This is a genomic window from Oculatella sp. LEGE 06141 (assembly GCF_015207605.1).
GTDB lineage: Bacteria > Cyanobacteriota > Cyanobacteriia > Elainellales > Elainellaceae > Oculatella.
The window spans coordinates 46,268-64,084 of record NZ_JADEWO010000034.1 but is presented as its reverse complement, the minus strand read 5'-3'; the positions used below and the strand labels follow the sequence as shown (position 1 = coordinate 64,084).

Genomic DNA, 17,817 nt, shown 5'->3' with positions numbered 1-17,817 from the left:
CTTAGAACACAGCCCAATAGTACTTGTCATCCTTCATCTCCTATCTGTCATGTCTACTTTTGTTGAAGTTGATCATGTTGATCGAATCTTTGCCCTCTCGAATGGCGAGAGCTATGTGGCGCTCCGAAACATTGATTTGAAGATTCAGCCTGGTGAATTTGTTTCATTGATTGGGCATTCTGGTTGCGGTAAATCGACGCTGCTCAATATCCTGGCGGGTCTCGATCGCCCCACTACAGGCGGCATTATCCTGGAAGGTCGGCAGGTGACAGAACCAGGCCCCGATCGCATGGTGGTGTTTCAAAACTATTCATTGTTGCCCTGGCTTACCGTCCGTGACAACATTGCCCTGGCGGTGGACGAAGTGATGGCGAATGCGCCCAAGGGCGAACGGCGCGGCGTGGTAGAACATCACATTGATCTGGTGGGGTTGCGGCCTGCGGCGGATAAACTGCCAGGCCAAATTTCGGGAGGAATGAAGCAACGGGTGGCGATCGCCCGTGCCCTGGCTATCCGACCCAAACTGCTGCTGCTGGATGAACCGTTTGGGGCGCTTGATGCCTTGACGCGCGGCGGTTTGCAGGAGAAGCTAATGGCGGTGTGTGAAGAGAGCCATGTCACCTGCGTGATGGTGACTCACGATGTGGATGAAGCGCTGTTGCTGTCCGATCGCGTCGTGATGCTGACCAATGGCCCGGAAGCGCACATTGGTCAAGTGCTAGATATTCCGTTTTCGCGTCCCCGGCACCGCATGGAAGTGGTTAACCATCCCAACTACTATGCCTTGCGCGGTGAAATTATTTACTTCTTGAACCAGCAGCGACGCGCCAAGAAACAGCAGGCCAAGCCCACTGTAGCGATCGCCCGACACGGTTTAGAGAAGGTGAATTTGGAGATTGGCTTTATTCCATTGACCGACTGTGCGCCGTTAGTGGTGGCACAGGAAAAAGGATTCTTCCAAAAGCATGGACTGGACGTTACCCTTAGCCGTGAGCCAAGCTGGAAGGCGATCGAACAGGGAGTGGCCTCTGGTCAACTGGATGCGGCGGTGATGGTGGCTGGAATGCCGCTGGCAATGACGTTGGGGATGGGCAACAAGCCGCCTTTACCAATGGTGAGCGCTCTTACCCTTTCTCGCAACGGAAATGCCATTACGCTGCACAAACGGTTTTACGAGCAGGGAGTGCGGACATTAGCCGACTTTAAAGCGGCGATCGCACAAACGCCCGATAAAGTTCACACCCTCGGTATGGTGCATCCCGCTTCAATGCACAACTTGATGTTGCGCTACTGGCTGGCAGAAGGTGGAATTCACCCCGATCGCGATATCAGTTTGACGGTGATTCCGCCGCCGCAGATGGTGTCAAACCTGAAGGCCGGCAATCTTGATGGCTACTGTGTGGGTGAACCGTGGAATACTCGCGCCGTGCACGAGCAGCTTGGCTTTGTCATTGCTACCGATCTAGATATTTGGCCGGGGCATCCCGAAAAGGTGTTGGGGGTACGCGAACAGTGGGCGAATCAATATCCGCAAACCCACCTGGCGTTAATCAAAGCGCTGCTAGAAGCCTGTGCTTACTGCGACGATCGCCGCAACCGTGAAGAAGTGCTGTCGCTGATTTGTCAGCCGCAATATGTGGGCTGCGACCCAGCAGATGCCCGGATTGGCTTCATCGATCCCTACCAGTACGGAACAGATGCAGAACCGAAGCAACTGTTACACTATAACCAGTTTTCTGTAAACCAAGCCAATTCTCCTAACCGGGTAGAAGGTCTGTGGATTTTGACTCAAATGGCGCGTTGGGGTATGGTTCCCTTTCCTCGCAACTGGATTGAAATTCTCGATCGCGTTCGTCGGGTTGATTTATACGGTCAAGCGGCACGCGAGTTGGGCTTACCTGGCATCGATCGCGATCGCGACCCCATTCACTTCGCCAATGGCAACAGCTTCAATCCGAATGACCCAATTCACTATCTCAACAGTTTGTCGATTAAACATGACATCCGGGTTGAAGAAGTGGTGATTGATTCATCCATCACAGCAGCCGCATAGATTGCGGTGTGGCTATCGTTGCTTGCGTCTTACTGCCCTATACCCAGTTGCCTACAATGCAGATCCTGAACAACACCGACCTTCAACCCCATCCCTCACCATCCATTGCCGATCGCGATCCCTTCCTGGTCATTGAAAACGTCTCGAAGGTGTATCCCACTTCAGCGGGGCCTTACACCGTACTGGATGGCATTAATCTCACCATTCAAGAAGGTGAATTTATTTGCGTCATTGGTCACTCTGGTTGCGGTAAAACCACCATGCTGGATATGGTATCTGGCTTTCGCCAGCCAACTACAGGCGAAGTGCGGCTAGAAAACCAGCGCATTACCCAACCCGGCCCCGATCGCATGGTGGTGTTTCAAAACTATGCGCTGCTGCCGTGGCTTTCTGCCTTTGACAATGTGTATTTGGCGGTAGATGCTGTCTCAGATGCACCTCGCGCCCAAAAAGTGAGCCTTGTCCACGAACATCTGGCGCTGGTTGGCCTCACAGAAGCCGCAGACAAATTGCCGAAGCAGCTTTCGGGCGGCATGAAACAGCGGGTGGCGATCGCCCGTGCCCTGGTAACTCGTCCTAAGGTTCTGGTACTGGACGAACCGTTTGGCGCACTGGATGCCATCACCAAAGAAGAATTGCAGGAAGAGTTGCTCAAAATTTGGCGTGAACACAAAGTCACTGTGTTGATGATCACCCACGACATTGATGAAGCGCTGTTCCTTGCCGATCGCCTGGTGATGATGACCAATGGCCCTTCTGCCCAAATTGGTGAAGTGCTAAATATCCCCTTCCCGCGTCCCCGCAGCCGCAGCCGCATCATGGAAGATCCGGAATACTACAACCTGCGGAACTATGCTTTGGACTTTCTCTATCGTCGTTTTGCCCACGATGACGATTAATCTCCGTTGCTCCATTCCGGTTTGCCTTTCCCGACCTCTACCCCAAAACGACTGTGTCAGACTCTGTAAAAACCCTCTGTCCCTACTGTGGTGTTGGATGTGGACTGGAAGTGTCCCCTCCGGCTCAGCGCAACCAGGCGACGAATCGAGCGAGTGATGGCACCCCCATCTGGAAAGTGCGTGGCGATCGCGCTCATCCATCGAGTCAGGGAATGGTGTGCGTCAAAGGGGCAACCGTCACGGAGTCCATTGGTCGCGATCGGTTGCTGCATCCAATGATGCGAGAATCGCTAGATCAGCCGTTTCGGCAAGTCAGTTGGGATGAGGCATTTACGCAGATAGTCGATCGCATTCAAACCGTCAAAGCAACGTATGGAGCGGATGCAATTTGCATGTATGGGTCGGGGCAGTTTGCCACCGAAGACTATTACGTGGCGCAAAAACTGATGAAAGGTTGCTTGGGTACCAATAACTTTGACGCTAACTCACGGCTCTGCATGTCGTCTGCGGTATCCGGCTACATTCAGAGCTTTGGTGCGGATGGCCCACCGTGCTGTTACGACGATTTAGAACTGACCGATTGCGCCTTTCTGATTGGCACCAACACGGCAGAATGCCATCCCATTGTGTACAACCGTTTGCGGAAGCATCACAAGCAAAACCGCCACGTCAAACTGGTGGTAGTCGATCCGCGCCGCACGCCCACCGCAGAAGATGCTGATTTGCACCTTGCCATTAAGCCCGGAACAGATATTGATTTGCTCAACGGCATGGCTCATTTGCTGCTGCGCTGGGGCTACTACGATCCAGAATTCATTGAAGACTGTACCCAGGGTTTTTCAAAGTTTGCCAAGATAATTCGCCTTTACCCCCCATCGGTGGTGGCGCAGCGGTGCGGTATTTCTGTTAAAGATTTAGAAACCGCTGCCCATTTATGGGGCAAGGCGAAACGGGTGCTGTCGCTTTGGTCGATGGGAATTAACCAATCAAGCGAGGGAACGGCAAAAGTTCGTACCCTGATTAACCTGCACCTCATGACCGGGCAGGTGGGTAAGCCTGGAGCGGGGCCGTTTTCGCTGACCGGGCAACCCAATGCAATGGGTGGGCGAGAAGCGGGCGGATTGTCTCATCTGTTGCCGGGGTACCGTTCTGTCCTTAATCCGCAGCATCGCGCCGAAGTGGAACATGTGTGGAATGTGCCGTCTCATCAAATTTCTCCGGTGCCCGGTCGAACCGCATGGGACATGATTACGGGTCTGGAGACGGGGGACGTGCAGATGCTATGGATCGCTGCTACGAATCCAGCGGTGAGCCTGCCCGACCTGGAACGAACCAAAGCGGCACTGCGAAAATCGCCGTTTACGGTGTATCAAGAAGCGTACTATCCCACCGAAACGGCGGCTTTTGCTCATCTGCTGTTGCCTGCAACCCAGTGGAGCGAAAAGTCGGGTACGATGACTAATTCGGAACGGCGGGTGACACTTTGCCCCGCCTTTCAACGCCCCCGTGGTGATGTAAAAGAAGATTGGGCGATTTTTGCTGAAGTGGGTCGCCGTTTGGGGTTTGAGCAACAGTTTGCCTTTACAACATCGGCTGAGGTTCACGCTGAATTTGTGCAGTTGACGCGCGATCGCCCCTGCGACATGACGGGTATGAGCCACGATCGCCTGCAACGGGAAGGGCCGTTGCAATGGCCCTGTCCTGACTCGGAACCCGCCCCACTGGGAGAAGCCAAACCTGCGGCAAAGCGGCTCTATACCGATGTGCGGTTTCATACGCCGGACGGACGGGCGCGGTTTGGGGCGTACCATTCGCGGGGGTTAGCGGAACCGCCCGACGACCAGTATCCTTATGTGCTGACGACTGGACGGCTCTATGGTCACTGGCACACCCAAACCCGCACCGGACGCACCGATAAAATTCGGCAAATGCATCCCAATCCGTTCATTGAGATTCATCCGCGCGATGCCAAAAAGTTGGGCATTGAGAACGACGGTTGGGTAGAGGTGCGATCGCGCCGAGGGTTCGCCCGATTTCCGGCCAAAGTGACGAAGGCGATCGCCCCTGGTACGGTTTTTGTGCCAATGCACTGGGGATCGTTATGGGCTGACCAGGCCGAAGCGAATGCCCTGACTCATCCTGAATCCTGCCCGGACTCGCTGCAACCAGAACTGAAAGCCTGTGCGGTTCAACTCATCCTGGTTTCTGCCGAACTCGACAGTCAAAACGCATTCCGGCGTGAACTTTCTCTCTCCTCCCCGCCAATATCCTAGCCGTCTAACTCAAGCAAACGAGTTCAATGGATTTGTATGATGCGAACTTCCAGTTATCGCTCTCCAAACGCACCCCAAAGGCTTGATTCTCCAACATTCGCAGGTGCTTCTTGCTGCGAGGCGGCTGAGCTGTAAAGGATGGGAATTAACCCAGCGGCAAACGTGCCAAGCACAAAGAGAAGCACGCCGTTCCAGAAATTAGAACGCTTGAAACGATGTGACTCGGCTACTTCCGGATGCAATCTGTCTTGAAGGTTCATTGTAAAACTGATTCGTTCTGTTTGTTTTATGGATGCATTATCAACCTAGCAAATTTTCTGTATCTAAAACTACAAAAAATGTAACTCTTGCAGATCCCCCATTCCGGCAGCAGCAGGGAAACTGAAACCGAGCGTTGCGGCTGGATTGGTGGATCAGGCTGTTTTGTTAGACCTTTAGCGGAGAAATTGACATGGCTGGATTATGGTCCTTCAGTGGGCGCTACCGTATCTTGCACATGACCTGGTTTGCCTTCTTCCTGACGTTTATCGTCTGGTTTAACCTTGCGCCTCTGGCAACGGCTTTAGAAGCAGATTTAGGCTTATCAGAAGCGCAACTAAGAACGCTTGCTATTTGCAATGTGGCGCTGACCGTTCCAGCCCGAATCATTGTGGGCATGTTGTTGGATCGCTATGGCCCTCGCCTTACCTATTCTTGTCTGATGATGTATGCGGCGTTGCCCTGTCTGGCTTTCGCTTTCTCGCAAAACTTTGGGCAGTTGGTAGCCAGTCGGCTAGCGCTCAGCATTGTAGGATGCGGCTTTGTCATCGGTATTCGCATGGTGGCAGAATGGTTTCCGTCTAAAGAGATTGGCTTAGCAGAAGGTATCTACGGCGGCTGGGGCAATTTTGGTTCGGCGGCGGCGGCCTTTACCCTACCCACGATCGCTGCAATGTTGGCGTTTATGGCTGCGGGGCAGGTAAACTGGCGGTTTGCGATCGCCCTGACCGGCATCATTACCGCCATTTACGGAGTGGTGTACTATTTCAGCGTCTCGGATACGCCACCGGGCAAAGTGTATCAGCGTCCCTCCAGCAGTGCTGGCATGGAAGTGACTTGCCAAAAAGACTTTTGGGCGCTGCTGTTGATGAATATTCCCCTGGTTGGCATTTTGGGAGTGATTGCCTGGCGCTTAAGCAATATGGGGTTTCTCAGCCCGACCAGATTCACCCTGACGCTGCTGTTCCTGGTGGGACTGTATTTGTTTCAGTCCTACAACATTTGGCGGGCAAACCGTGAGCTGATGGCAGGCCGCAAGCGGTATCCGCCTGGCGATCGCTACAACTTTTCGCAAGTGGCAACGCTGGAATTGGGCTATCTCGCCTGTTTTGGTTCAGAGTTAGCGGTTGTGTCAATGCTGCCTGCTTTCTTTGAAAACACGTTTGCGCTATCCGCCGCCATGGCGGGTGGTATTGCGGCCAGCTATGCCTTCATGAATCTGATTGCCCGACCGGGAGGAGGCTGGATTTCAGACAAAATTGGCAGCCGTAAGTGGACAATGACGGTGGTAACGGCCTTGATGGGAATGGGCTATCTGGTGCTGAGCGGTGTCGGTTCGAGCTGGGCTTTACCGATCGCCATTCTCATTTCAATGGCAGTTGGCTTTTTCGTCATGGCGGCAGAAGGGGCAACCTATGCGATCGTGCCTCTGGTAAAGCGGCGGGTCACGGGGCAAATTGCGGGTAATGTGGGTGCCTATGGCAATGTGGGCGCGGTTGGTTTTTTGACCATTTATAGCTTGCTGCCTGAAGGTGCCGTGGGTAACCGCATCTTTTTTCAAATGTTGGGGGTGGTGGGCTTGATCGTAGCGAGCATTTGTCTGTTCTTTTTAAAGGAACCAACTGGGTCGCATGAAGAAGAACTGCGATCGCCAATGGTCGAAGAAGAGATACCCGTTTCGTCCTATGAGGAGCGAGTCAATTAATCTTGGTTTAGAGGATGTTTTAAAAGTCTGATTTGTAGCCCGATACCCGTAGGGGCGTAGCATTCGGGCAATACTTCTGGGTCTATTTCAAGGGCTATCTGCCGAATGCTACGCCCTTACAGGAGACATTTGATACTTTTCAAACAACCTCTTAACTTGCCTATCTTTGGCACCTCGATCAATTGCCTTATTGCGAAAATTGATCCAGCTATAGCAAGCTTTTCTCAATAAGCGACCCTGTTTTTCGAGGTACCCCTTTCTTTGTCAATTTACTAATACATTGCTAACGTCTATTACAACTGTCTAATCTGACCAAAGGGCTTAGCTAGTCCTTCTCATGATCGATAGCAGTAACCAAACGAAAAGGAGCGCTTCAACACCAGTAGGAACAAACCTAATTAAGAACAGAAAGTTAGAAATCCGTTCACCGGACGTTGCGCCGAGCCATAGCATATCTCCATTGTTTTGAATGCTATTCACCACTCTTGGTATACACCATGTATAAAGAAAGCCATTGATGATGAGGTAGGTCGAGTATGCAATTGCAGCTGTTTTTCTAGTCTGGTAGAAGACCCAAAATAACGTAGTTAGTTTAACAAGACCTAGAACGAGTGAAATAATCACGCCGAGTACAGATACCATTGAGGCACTCCGTGGTGGTTGTCTGGCGAGTTGTACTAAATCATTACGCTCTAACTCGCAGATCCTTAGATTGCCCTGCCTGTATCCTCGCAATCACACTCGAAGTCTTGCCGGCTAATGGTAACGCTCAGTAGCGGCAAATACCTTCAAAGCTACCCTGCTGTTTGTTGGCTGCTCGCCTAACTTTGCATTGCAAGCAATGTGGAGCAGTTCGCCGCAACAGCGTTGTTGTGCTTCATGCTGTGTCCCTATTTTGTTCTCTCTCCTGAAACCGCTGCCCTGGCTGCTAGTTCTTCGATCGCTCCGACGATTTTGGTGCCGGAGCCGCTCGATTAGCCGCCGAGCCTGCATTTGTTTCGCGAGGCTTCGCTGGTGCCGGAGTGGGTTCTGGCTGAAGCTGCTGCCGACCGTTGCGGATAACGCGAACCATATCCAATAGCTGCTGCTCCATATCCTTGAGGACACTATCCGCGTAGTCATCGGCTCCAGATTGAATGTCTTCGGCTTCCGCGATCGCCATCTGCCGAATCTCCTCTAGCTCCTGCTGTGCCCGACGGCGCATCTGCTCAATGTCGGCCATTGTTTGTTCGCGGGCAGCCTCACACTCTTGCTGCACCCGCTGTTGAATTTGCTGTACTTCTAGCTCTGCCTGCCGCAATAAACCCATTTCATCCAAAATTTGAGCCGCTCGCTGCTCTGCCGCTTCAATGATTTCTTGGGCATACTGCTCCGCCTCTAGCAGCAGTTCTTCCTTCTCGCGAACAACTTCGCTTGCTTCTTGAAAAGCAGTGGGCAAGCTTAACCGAATCAAATCAAGCTGATCCAGCAGATGCTCTTCATCGACGATCGTGCGCCGACTGAGCGGAATTCGAGGGCTGTCTAAAATCATTTCCTCTAGCTTATTCAGCTCTCGCTGAATATCGACTCCGCCTATTCGTGCGGCATCCCCATAGGTGACTCCGCTATTGGAAGATCCCCCGGCGTGGGTGCTGGGTCCGTTTCGTTCTGTGGTGAGAGATGGGTCTTGGCGTAACATCGGCGGATATCCAGGGCAACGGGTGGAGGAACAAGATGATCAATCGGACCGCCAAATTTAGCAATTTCCTTAACTAAGCTACTACTCAGAAAACTATATTCGTTGGAGGTTGCTAAAAAAACGGTTTCGATATCGTCGGAGAGTGTTTTGTTAGTATGAGCCATCTGGAGTTCCATTTCAAAGTCTGAAACCGCTCGTAAACCCCGTAAAAGCACACCAGCGTTGCGAATACGGGCATAAGTTACGGTTAAGCCATCAAAACTATCAACTTCCAGATTGGATAAGTGACGAGTTGCCTGACGAATCTGGCTGAGCCTCTGCTGCACGCTAAACAGCGGCGACTTATTAGGATTGCGAAACACCACCACCACCACCTGATCAAAGAGCTGACAGCCACGCTCAATGATGTCCAGATGACCGAGGGTAATCGGATCGAAACTACCAGGATAGATTGCAATCACAGCTCAGGTTGCCAAAGCGTTTGTGCAGATTATACCGAATGCAACTCGTGACAGAGCATTGTTCAGTTTTTGCGATGAGTTCCCCATCACAAACTGTTCAGCCCTATCGAGTTAATTCTTATTTCATACGCTAAAAAAGATGGTTTGTCTGTATCTAATCCTGTATCAAAAATGGCATTAACGCGCTACACTTACGGGCGCTTGCAAGGGCACAGCCGCATTGACTAACCCTAGCAAAGACCCGGCCTGTTCTTGTCCGCTGGTCGCTAAATCGCTGTGGCAAAGATAAACCCGATCGCTCACACGGCAGAGCAGGTCTAACACCTGACGTTGCAACCGTTCCTGGTCAGCCAGCAACGAATCCTGTGCTGTCCAGGGTCGTCCCGGCCAGTCGCGTAAAAACAGGGGTGCGCCAAACAACGGGCCGCCACCAGAAAGCCAGAAGGGTGATCCTGCATCTAACCAGAACTGCCAGCGGTGGTGCCGCCGATTTGCCCGATATTGAAAGATGGTGGATACGGTCACCGCTTGATTAGATTTTCCAATGGGACGAACTGGATAGGGGTCAGCGGTAATGGTGCCGTTTTGCAGCAGTTGAATAAACTGCCCCACCGAGGTGGACGCAGGCGCATCGATGCGATCGCTCTGTTGCAGCCGTTTGTCAATATCCCAATAGTGTTGTGCTGTTTCCACCAGTTCTCGCAATGCCGCTAACTGGTCGTAGGGCAATTGGCTGCCGCCATAGAGAAACCGCTGAATAGCGCGATCGATCAACACTACAGGACTGGGGATCAAGCGCTGGACTTGCTCCTGCTGTTGAGTTTCAATCCATTGCCGCATCGCCTCGTATGCCTGAGTCGCCTGATAACCAAGCCGATCCCAGCGGGGAAACGTTGTGGAGGGCAACAACTGGGGCTGAGCCGGGTCGGGAACAAAGCAGTAATCTACCAGCAAACCAGCTCGTACCGGATCGATGCTGGCCGTTGCCAGTCCTGCGGCCTCAGGACTTGTCCCTGGAGTCTGGCTCAGCACCACCAGCATCTCCGCAACCGCATCACGACTGAGCATCCGTCCTAAACCGGGGTACACCAGTGCCAATAGAGACAGGACGGCACGAATCATGGGTGAGCTAATCAGCGGTCGCTGATCGTTCAGCGATTCGACCGCAATTCCCCGACTGTTGAGGATGGTTTTTAGCGTGTAGCGGGCGATCGCGTCTACGCCCGGGCCAATTACCGCCACGTCCTCAGGCTGCACCTGTCCCGACTCTACCGCCGCAACAATGGTTTCAGCCGTTTGCCGCAACAACTCGGCTCTAGACACGGTTTGAATCGTTTGAATTGATGCTGGCAGGTCTGGCAGCATGGGTGCATCGATCCAGGTAGGAATCGCTTTCCCCCACTCTGCTCCCAAACAGGGTTCTACAGGGTGGGGCAACTGTTCCACGTGGCAGCGATCGGCCAGCATTGCCAAATCGGTGGGATCGGCTCCTACCCCCATCCGAATGCCGCCGTTGGGGTTGTAGCTAAACGCACCGGGCATACCCTGATCCAGCAGGATCTCAAATAGCTGACGAGCGATCGCCGGATACTCATCCACGTCGTCGGCGACAACAGCCCGATAACGCCGACGCAAATGCTGCTGATAGGTCGGATGGGGCAGCAGATGCCGCCAGTACAGCTCTGTAATTAGCCCATAGGTCAGTAGCCCTCGTCCCAGGCACCAGCTCCGCCAGCGCCTCAGCGCCTCGCCGATCGCCTCCCAGACAGCCGCTGAGCCAATCGTTTCAGAAAACCCGTCTTTTAGGATGGTGGGAATGTCTTCAATCGGGGTGCCGCTGTTGGCGCACAGTTGCAGTAAATCGAGCGATCGCCGCACCATAAAGTAGTCTGAAACCCCCTCTAATTTGAGGATTCCTGCCTCTAATTCTGGTTGCCAGAGACGGGTGGCCAGTTCTTGCTCCGTTTCAGGCCGAAGTCGCAACGGAAAATGAGCCTTTAGGTTAAGCTGTTGAATCAAAAGGGGATAAAACAGAATAACCTCGTCTTGCAAAAAGCCGAGGGGAGTGGTGGAGTCGAAGCGATACCGCCCCTGGGTTGCTTCTGCAAGGCGATCGGCTAGCTCAATCCGGTTGTCGCCCGTTGCTGCAAAGACCAAAATTGTAGGCATCACCTGCCAGCGCTGCCCAGGAGATGCATTAGACCAAGCCAAAAATTGCTCAATTAAGCGGGTGGTTTTACCGCTGCGGGTTGAGCCAGTAATCCAAACAGAATCGAGAGTAACCAATTATGTTTTACTGAACTATACTACGTACTCTAAGCCTGTATTTCCAGGATACCTAACTTTGGTGTGAGCTATTGCTGAAGCAGTTTCTCTAATGAGCGTCTCTCATCTAACCCTCTTCATGAAGCGCTGATTAGAATTGGTTATGTTAACGACCGAATTTATGTACTGACGCGGCTGATCTTAGCTGAATAGTTGAGGGCAAAGACTTGCGGCATCCTCTGGCTCAACAATTAGAAAAACTTGTCAGGTGCCCCTTATAAACCTATGAGAAATTCTGTGTTTGGCACGCTCAAAACGTACGTACGCGCTGCTAATCAATGGCTGCTTAGAACACCAGAACGAGCGCTCAACGAATCATACGAAGCCGCTTTAACCATCAAAGGAATTGAGGATGTTCACTTTGGCGGGGGAAAGATATCGCCCGACTATGGAACCTACAGCAAAAGTGCTCAGGACTATTTTCAGGCAGAGCTGAAAAAGTATCTGAATATCGCCAAAGTAAGGCTGACTGAGTTTAAAACCAGTAGCTCGGTTTTGCGAATCTCGAATCAGCAAATTACAGAAATTCAGGTAGCAGAAGACTCAACCGATTTACAGAATATCAATGTCATCGATAGACAGGCGTTAATTCTTAAAAAGCTACGATTTATCGATGAAGTGGTGGCCAGATATAGCGCTGAAGTACCTCGTTCGTCGGTTATTGTTCTGCCAAAAAACACGCAACCCGCTCAAATGAGTCAGGTAGATACCGATGGTTCTCGCGCTCGGAATGTCGCGCGCAGCCAGGAACAAGTAGAGCAAACGGGCAAGCAAGCACCAACGAACGTGGAGTCTATTAGCGATAAAACAGGTGTGTTGCCGCGATCGATTCTAAAAACGGTCGATCGCATCAAACGAGAACTTGATCCCAAGGCCGAGGAAGTGGTTGTTGAGAACTTCCGCACCTCCAAATCGCGAACTATTATCTCTTTGCGGTTTATTCTGCTGTTAGTAATTATTCCGCTGCTCACGCAGCAAGTGTCTAAAAACTTTGTTGTTGGGCCAATTGTCGATCACTTCAGGCAAGAAGGTGAGCAGGTAGGCGTATTTCTAAACTATGAAATGGAAGAAGAAGCGCTCGATGAACTGCGGCGCTTTGAAGAAAGAATTCGCTTTGAAATTTTAATTGGCAAGCTACCCCCCGTTGCGGAAGAAGAAATTGCGGCTGAAATTAGAAGCAAAGCCGCAGAAGTAGAAGAAGAATATCGGCAGCGAAGTTCGGATGCCATTAAGAACGTGTTTGCCGATATTTTTGCCCTGGGTGCCTTCGCGGGTGTAATAGCTACCAGCAAGCGTGAAATCGCAATTCTAAAGTCTTTCCTGGACGAATTAATTTACGGCTTAAGCGATAGTGCCAAAGCCTTCATCATCATTTTGTTTACCGACACCTTTGTTGGATTTCACTCACCGCACGGATGGGAAGTATTGCTCGAAGGGGTATCAAGGCATTTAGGTTTGCCGGCCAATCGAGACTTTATATTCCTGTTTATTGCTACGTTTCCGGTGATTCTAGATACTATATTTAAGTACTGGATCTTCCGCTATTTGAATCGAATTTCTCCGTCTGCGGTTGCGACTTACAAAAACATGAACGAGTAGGAAACTGCACCCAGTTGAGGCGATCGGTCTGCTGAATCCCTGACGCAGCAATCTTAAAAAAGCGGCACCTAACAGACGGCTTGCCGTACTAAAACCGGATGGCTTTGTCGAATTGGGATCGTAATTTGAAACGTTGTTCCTTGCTCGGTAGAGATGCAGTTAAGAGTGCCGCCATGCTTCTGCACCACAATTTGATAGCTGATGGCTAACCCTAATCCGGTTCCTTTTCCGGTCGGCTTGGTGGTAAAGAAAGGATCAAAGATCTTGGTTTGAGTCGCTAGCGGAATTCCAGAGCCGTTGTCTGTAATCTGAATTTGCACCTGCTGCTGCTCAACCATGTTCGTTTGAATAGTGATCTGTCCTGAATACGGTTGAGATTGGCTAGACAGAGATTCTAGATTGGTTTGTTCTAGAGCATCGATCGCATTACTCAAAATGTTCATGAACACTTGATTAAGCTGTCCGGCATAGCATTCAATTTGGGGAACTGCTCCATAGTCTTTCACCACTTTGATGGACGGGCAATTTGATTTTGCCTTCAGCCGATTTTGTAGAATCAACAGCGTTCCCTCGATCCCGTCGTGAATGTTGACCGGTTTCATATCAGATTCGTCAACCCGGGAAAAATTGCGGAGCGACAGCACAATTTGCCGAATACGATCGGCACCAATTTTCATGGAATCGATAGTCTTGGGCAGATCTTCTTCAATAAAATCAAGCTCGATCGCCCCAATCGACTTTTGAATCTCAGCCGAAGGGGACGGATAGGTTGCGTGATAAAGCCGCAGTAAGCTCAACAGGTCGTCTGCATATTGGTGAATGTACGTCAAATTTCCATGAATAAAATTCACAGGATTGTTGATTTCGTGGGCAATCCCGGCGACAAGCTGCCCCAAACTCGACATTTTTTCGGTTTGGATCAGTTGAGACTGCGTTTGTTGCAGTTGACTTAAAGCGTCTTCTAGCTCTCGGTTTGCGGCTTCTAGTTGAGCAGGACTAGGCAGCGATAGCGCTAATGGAATGAGTGACACTAGTTCTAGCGCGGTATATACAGAGATAATGGCAGTAATGGCCTTCAAACCTCCTGCCAGCCAATAGGTTGGATGCCAAAGTGTCCAGATTTCCATCAAATGACCCGTGCCACAGGCCACAATGAAGGCACCAAACAAACCAAATACCCAATTAAACGGAACGTCGTCACGTTTGGAGACAAAATAAAGCAGCGTGATCGGAATTGAGTAGTAGGCCAGGGCGATCGCCCCATCCGACACAATATGTAGCCAAACTAAATCTGGTTTCCAAAGGTAGCAGTGCCCGTGTGGAATAAAACCCTGCGAGCTGAGAAGCGTATTCCAAAAGTTCAACATGTTCAGGATAGTGGGATAGGTGGAGGTAAGCACAAACAGCAGCAACTTGGTAGAGCGTTTTATCAAGCTCCTTGAATGCTATTTTTCCCAGCTTTTGCCCCATTGCATAGCCCGCTAACGGTTTGAACTCAGATATTTTTATAAAGGCTCAACTATAGGGATGTCAGGTATGCCAGAGCAACTACAGTCAACGTCATCCCCCCCATTACTCAAACGTGAACTTAATGTTTGGGATGCTGTTTGGCTGGGGCTGGGGTCGATGCTAGGAACGGGAGTTTTCGTCAGCATTGGCATTGCTGCTGGCCTCGCTGGCCCTGCGGTGATTTTAGCGGTGGCGATCGCGGCTGTTGTTGCCACCTGTAATGGACTGAGCAGCGCCCAGCTTGCCGCCAATCATCCGGTGAGCGGTGGCACCTACGAATATGGCTACCGCTACTTAACACCCTGGCTTGGTTTTATTGCTGGCTGGACGTTTTTGCTAGCGAAGTCGGCATCGGCAGCCACCGCGGCGCTGGGGTTTGCCGGATATGTTTTGAGTACGATCGCCCCCGATCGACCGACTTTGTTGATTCCAACTGCACTGATGCTCGTGCTGGTACTGACTGTGCTGGTGCTGGGTGGCGTTCGGCGTTCTAGTATGGCCAACACCCTCATGGTTGCAATCACTCTACTGGCGCTGGTGTTCTTTGTGGTGGCTGGGCTGCCGCAAGTAATCGCTTCAGAGGGTCGTAATCTAATTCCGGTGGGTGATGTAACCGAAGGTCAGTATTCCGTGGGTGCCTTTCTGCAAGCGACTGCTTTGATATTTGTGGCCTATACCGGATATGGGCGAATTGCAACCCTGGGGGAAGAAGTGCGCCACCCCAGACGAACCATTCCCAAGGCGATCCTCATTGCCATGCTGATCACGATGTTGCTCTATATCAGCGTTGCCATCGTCAGCGTTGGCGCTGTTGGGGCACCCCTACTGGGCAGCGCCGCAGAAGTGCAAGCCGCTCCGCTGGAAATGGCAGCCCGCAGCTTTGGTATTCCGGGAAGCGCCAGTGTTTTAGCCGTGGGTGCTGTTACGGCGATGGTAGGAGTTGTGCTGAATTTGATTCTGGGGTTGTCGCGTGTGCTGTTGGCAATGGCTCGACGGCACGATGTGCCATTTTCGCTCGCTCGCTTAAATGTCGCCAAAACGACACCTGCGGCGGCTGTCTGGCTGGTGGGTGGAGCGATCGCCGTTTTGGTTCTGGTGGGCAACGTTAAAACCACCTGGTCTTTCAGCGCTTTCACCGTGCTAATTTACTACGCCATCACGAACGTTGCCGCCCTCAAGTTATCAGCTCAAGAGCGACTTTACCCACGCTGGACGGCGTGGTTGGGTTTGGCTGCCTGCCTGTTTTTGGCCTTCTGGGTGGAATGGGAGATTTGGCTGATGGGTTTAGTGCTGATTGCGATCGGTGCGGTTTGGCATGGCATGATGCAATGGTCACGGAACCAGTCAAATTAACGATCAAACGGGTTGGGCTGAGGGTTCACCAGTCTGGCTGAAAGCTCGTCTCTTCCTGGAGGGTCGCTCAACCCTTAGCCCGACCAACATTCATTGAAAATAGGTTGACAAATAGCGAAATTTTTGAGACATTTATAAATGCGCCAAATACACAAACGCGCCAGATATGCGGGTATAGCTCAGTGGTAGAGCGTCACCTTGCCAAGGTGAATGTCGCGCGTTCGAATCGCGTTACCCGCTTAGACAAAATAAAAAAATCATCGTAAAAACGCGGAATCAGCAGAGAGAAGCGAACTGACAGCTCTTGGCTAGCAACGGAACATAAATCAATGTTACAGGGCTGCTTTGAAGGTGTTAATTCTTCAACCTGTGCAAGTTTCGGCGTTGCTGACTTTAACCTTGTCGTTTCCGTTATGGCACGGTTCATAAGCCCGATAGGTCTACCCAACCGCTGAGGGTTAGGGCGATCGCGACGTCCCTTTCGGCTTCTCTTTCTGTTAGAGCAAGGTTTCTGCTGCTAACGGTCGCTATCCCTCACTGTGGAGATTTTGCAGCAGGTGAAACCCGTCCAAAATTTCTCGTTTGATGCCTGAACTTCTAATGATGCACCCGATTTTCTGGTTGGACGTATATCTGTACGCCATTGACATTTTCTAAAGCTAGGTATTTGAGGAGGGCATAAATTAGGAGGATTACCCCTGTCATTTCGAGTAATTCTTCAACCGTTGTAATTGCAGCATAGGTTAGAGTTCCTGCTCCTCGATTGCTGTGAACGTACGAAGCGGCCATCTCCATGCCGATCGCGCCAAGAACATAAATCGCACCAGAAGCTACAACTAAATGTCGAATCTTTTTGGGCAGATGAGCGAGGAACTTCAGGTAAACAAACCCAACAAGAAGCACAAATGGAATCCCTACAATCACCCAGTTGTAGTAAAAAATTCCAGTAGTCGCAACGGTCGTTCGTACCGCCCTTCCAATTGTTTCTCGAACCGTAGCGACCTCATCAACAGAGATATACAAAAACAAAAAGGATAAAAACGTCCAATGTGCTACGTAGGGAGCACGTTTCGTCTTTTTGATAAATGCAATCAAGCCTGACAGCAAGGTGCAGATAAAGAGGATAAAAGACGAAAACCAGGTAGGAATGCTGGAATCAACGCCCACATTCAACCGTTCGGCCAATCCTCCGAATGATGTGCCGAAAATGCGCTGAGATAGAATGCTGGTAAAACTTGCAATTGCTAGTCCCAAAGCAACACATAACAACCACCGAGCAATCCTTGTCGGAGAGGCATAAAAGGTTTGCATAGGGAATACTGCGCTAGTTCTATTAGAGACAAAGTTGGGGTATAGCTTAACCTGGGGTTAATCATTTGATGATTTTCGCTTAACTAAAACATCATAAGAATACTTAGCTTTAAAGATTTCACTAAAGTTTGTGTTACTAGGAACAACGAGTTAGAAGCCTTCCAAGGAACAAAGGCGAAAATGTGAGTGTTAGACGTTTCAGTGCTTTACGTCTGGGTTGGTAAACCAGGGCGATCGCTCATCTAGGCTTCGGCTACGCTCAGCCGAACGGCGACTTTGAACGGGAAACGGTTCGGAAGTCCCCAACTTGGGAAATTAGGGGGCTAATGCAGACCGTTTGATACTTTTCAGACATCCTCTTAAAATGTCTGTTAAGTTCAGTTATTTTCCGAG

The 17,817-nt window shown here is 51.0% G+C and carries 12 protein-coding genes and 1 tRNA gene; 7 read left to right on the top strand and 6 right to left on the bottom strand.

Going from position 1 to position 17,817, the window contains the following annotated elements:
- The first annotated feature begins 49 nt into the window (after nt 1–49).
- Genes IQ268_RS20715 through IQ268_RS20705 form a run of 3 tightly spaced genes read left to right on the top strand, consistent with a single transcriptional unit; the run spans nt 50 to nt 5,225 of the window.
- Nucleotides 50–2,053, top strand: a complete 2,004-nt coding sequence (locus IQ268_RS20715) for a nitrate ABC transporter ATP-binding protein (protein WP_193883266.1) — start codon at nt 50–52, stop codon at nt 2,051–2,053.
- Between the two features lie 56 nt (nt 2,054–2,109).
- On the top strand, nt 2,110–2,952 hold the full coding sequence (locus IQ268_RS20710) for a nitrate ABC transporter ATP-binding protein (RefSeq protein ID WP_193883306.1): 843 nt from the start codon (nt 2,110–2,112) through the stop codon (nt 2,950–2,952).
- A 53-nt stretch (nt 2,953–3,005) separates the two neighbouring features.
- Nucleotides 3,006–5,225, top strand: a complete 2,220-nt coding sequence (locus tag IQ268_RS20705) for a nitrate reductase (RefSeq protein WP_193883264.1) — start codon at nt 3,006–3,008, stop codon at nt 5,223–5,225.
- A gap of 53 nt (nt 5,226–5,278) precedes the next feature.
- On the opposite strand, the gene IQ268_RS20700 is transcribed toward IQ268_RS20705, so the two are convergent.
- Nucleotides 5,279–5,485 (bottom strand): hypothetical protein, encoded by a 207-nt coding sequence (locus tag IQ268_RS20700; protein ID WP_193883262.1) that lies wholly within the window; start codon nt 5,483–5,485, stop codon nt 5,279–5,281.
- Nucleotides 5,486–5,676: 191 nt separating this feature from the next.
- Between IQ268_RS20700 and IQ268_RS20695 the strand changes: the two genes are divergently transcribed.
- A complete protein-coding gene (locus IQ268_RS20695; RefSeq protein WP_193883260.1) occupies nt 5,677–7,188 on the top strand; it encodes a NarK family nitrate/nitrite MFS transporter in 1,512 nt (503 codons plus the stop codon).
- 928 nt (nt 7,189–8,116) lie between these two features.
- Here the strand turns inward: IQ268_RS20695 and IQ268_RS20690 are convergent.
- The 3 genes from IQ268_RS20690 to IQ268_RS20680 all read right to left on the bottom strand — a co-directional run bounded on the left by IQ268_RS20690 (nt 8,117) and on the right by IQ268_RS20680 (nt 11,613).
- Nucleotides 8,117–8,866, bottom strand: a complete 750-nt coding sequence (locus IQ268_RS20690) for a hypothetical protein (protein ID WP_228035577.1) — start codon at nt 8,864–8,866, stop codon at nt 8,117–8,119.
- Nucleotides 8,761–9,327, bottom strand: a complete 567-nt coding sequence (gene coaD, locus IQ268_RS20685; protein ID WP_193883257.1) for a pantetheine-phosphate adenylyltransferase — start codon at nt 9,325–9,327, stop codon at nt 8,761–8,763. The genes IQ268_RS20690 and coaD overlap by 106 nt, the downstream gene beginning before the upstream one ends.
- Nucleotides 9,328–9,504: 177 nt before the next feature.
- Nucleotides 9,505–11,613 (bottom strand): recombinase family protein, encoded by a 2,109-nt coding sequence (locus IQ268_RS20680; protein WP_193883255.1) that lies wholly within the window; start codon nt 11,611–11,613, stop codon nt 9,505–9,507.
- 264 nt (nt 11,614–11,877) lie between these two features.
- Here IQ268_RS20680 and IQ268_RS20675 point away from each other — a divergent pair, with 264 nt between their 5' ends.
- A complete protein-coding gene (locus IQ268_RS20675) occupies nt 11,878–13,251 on the top strand; it encodes a proton extrusion protein PcxA (protein ID WP_193883254.1) in 1,374 nt (457 codons plus the stop codon).
- Between the two features lie 68 nt (nt 13,252–13,319).
- Here the strand turns inward: IQ268_RS20675 and IQ268_RS20670 are convergent, their stop codons facing one another.
- The gene (locus IQ268_RS20670; protein WP_228035576.1) at nt 13,320–14,684 is read right to left on the bottom strand and encodes a sensor histidine kinase; all 1,365 of its coding nucleotides are present in this window, start codon (nt 14,682–14,684) and stop codon (nt 13,320–13,322) included.
- A 103-nt stretch (nt 14,685–14,787) separates the two neighbouring features.
- On the opposite strand from IQ268_RS20670, the gene IQ268_RS20665 reads away from it, so the two are divergent.
- Nucleotides 14,788–16,113: an APC family permease gene (locus tag IQ268_RS20665; protein ID WP_193883251.1), complete on the top strand. Its 1,326-nt coding sequence runs from the start codon at nt 14,788–14,790 to the stop codon at nt 16,111–16,113.
- 168 nt (nt 16,114–16,281) lie between these two features.
- A tRNA-Gly gene (locus IQ268_RS20660) sits at nt 16,282–16,353 on the top strand.
- Between the two features lie 357 nt (nt 16,354–16,710).
- On the opposite strand, the gene IQ268_RS20655 is transcribed toward IQ268_RS20660, so the two are convergent.
- Nucleotides 16,711–17,367, bottom strand: coding sequence for a hypothetical protein (locus tag IQ268_RS20655; protein ID WP_193883249.1), 657 nt, complete (start codon nt 17,365–17,367; stop codon nt 16,711–16,713).
- Nucleotides 17,368–17,817: the final 450 nt, after the last annotated feature.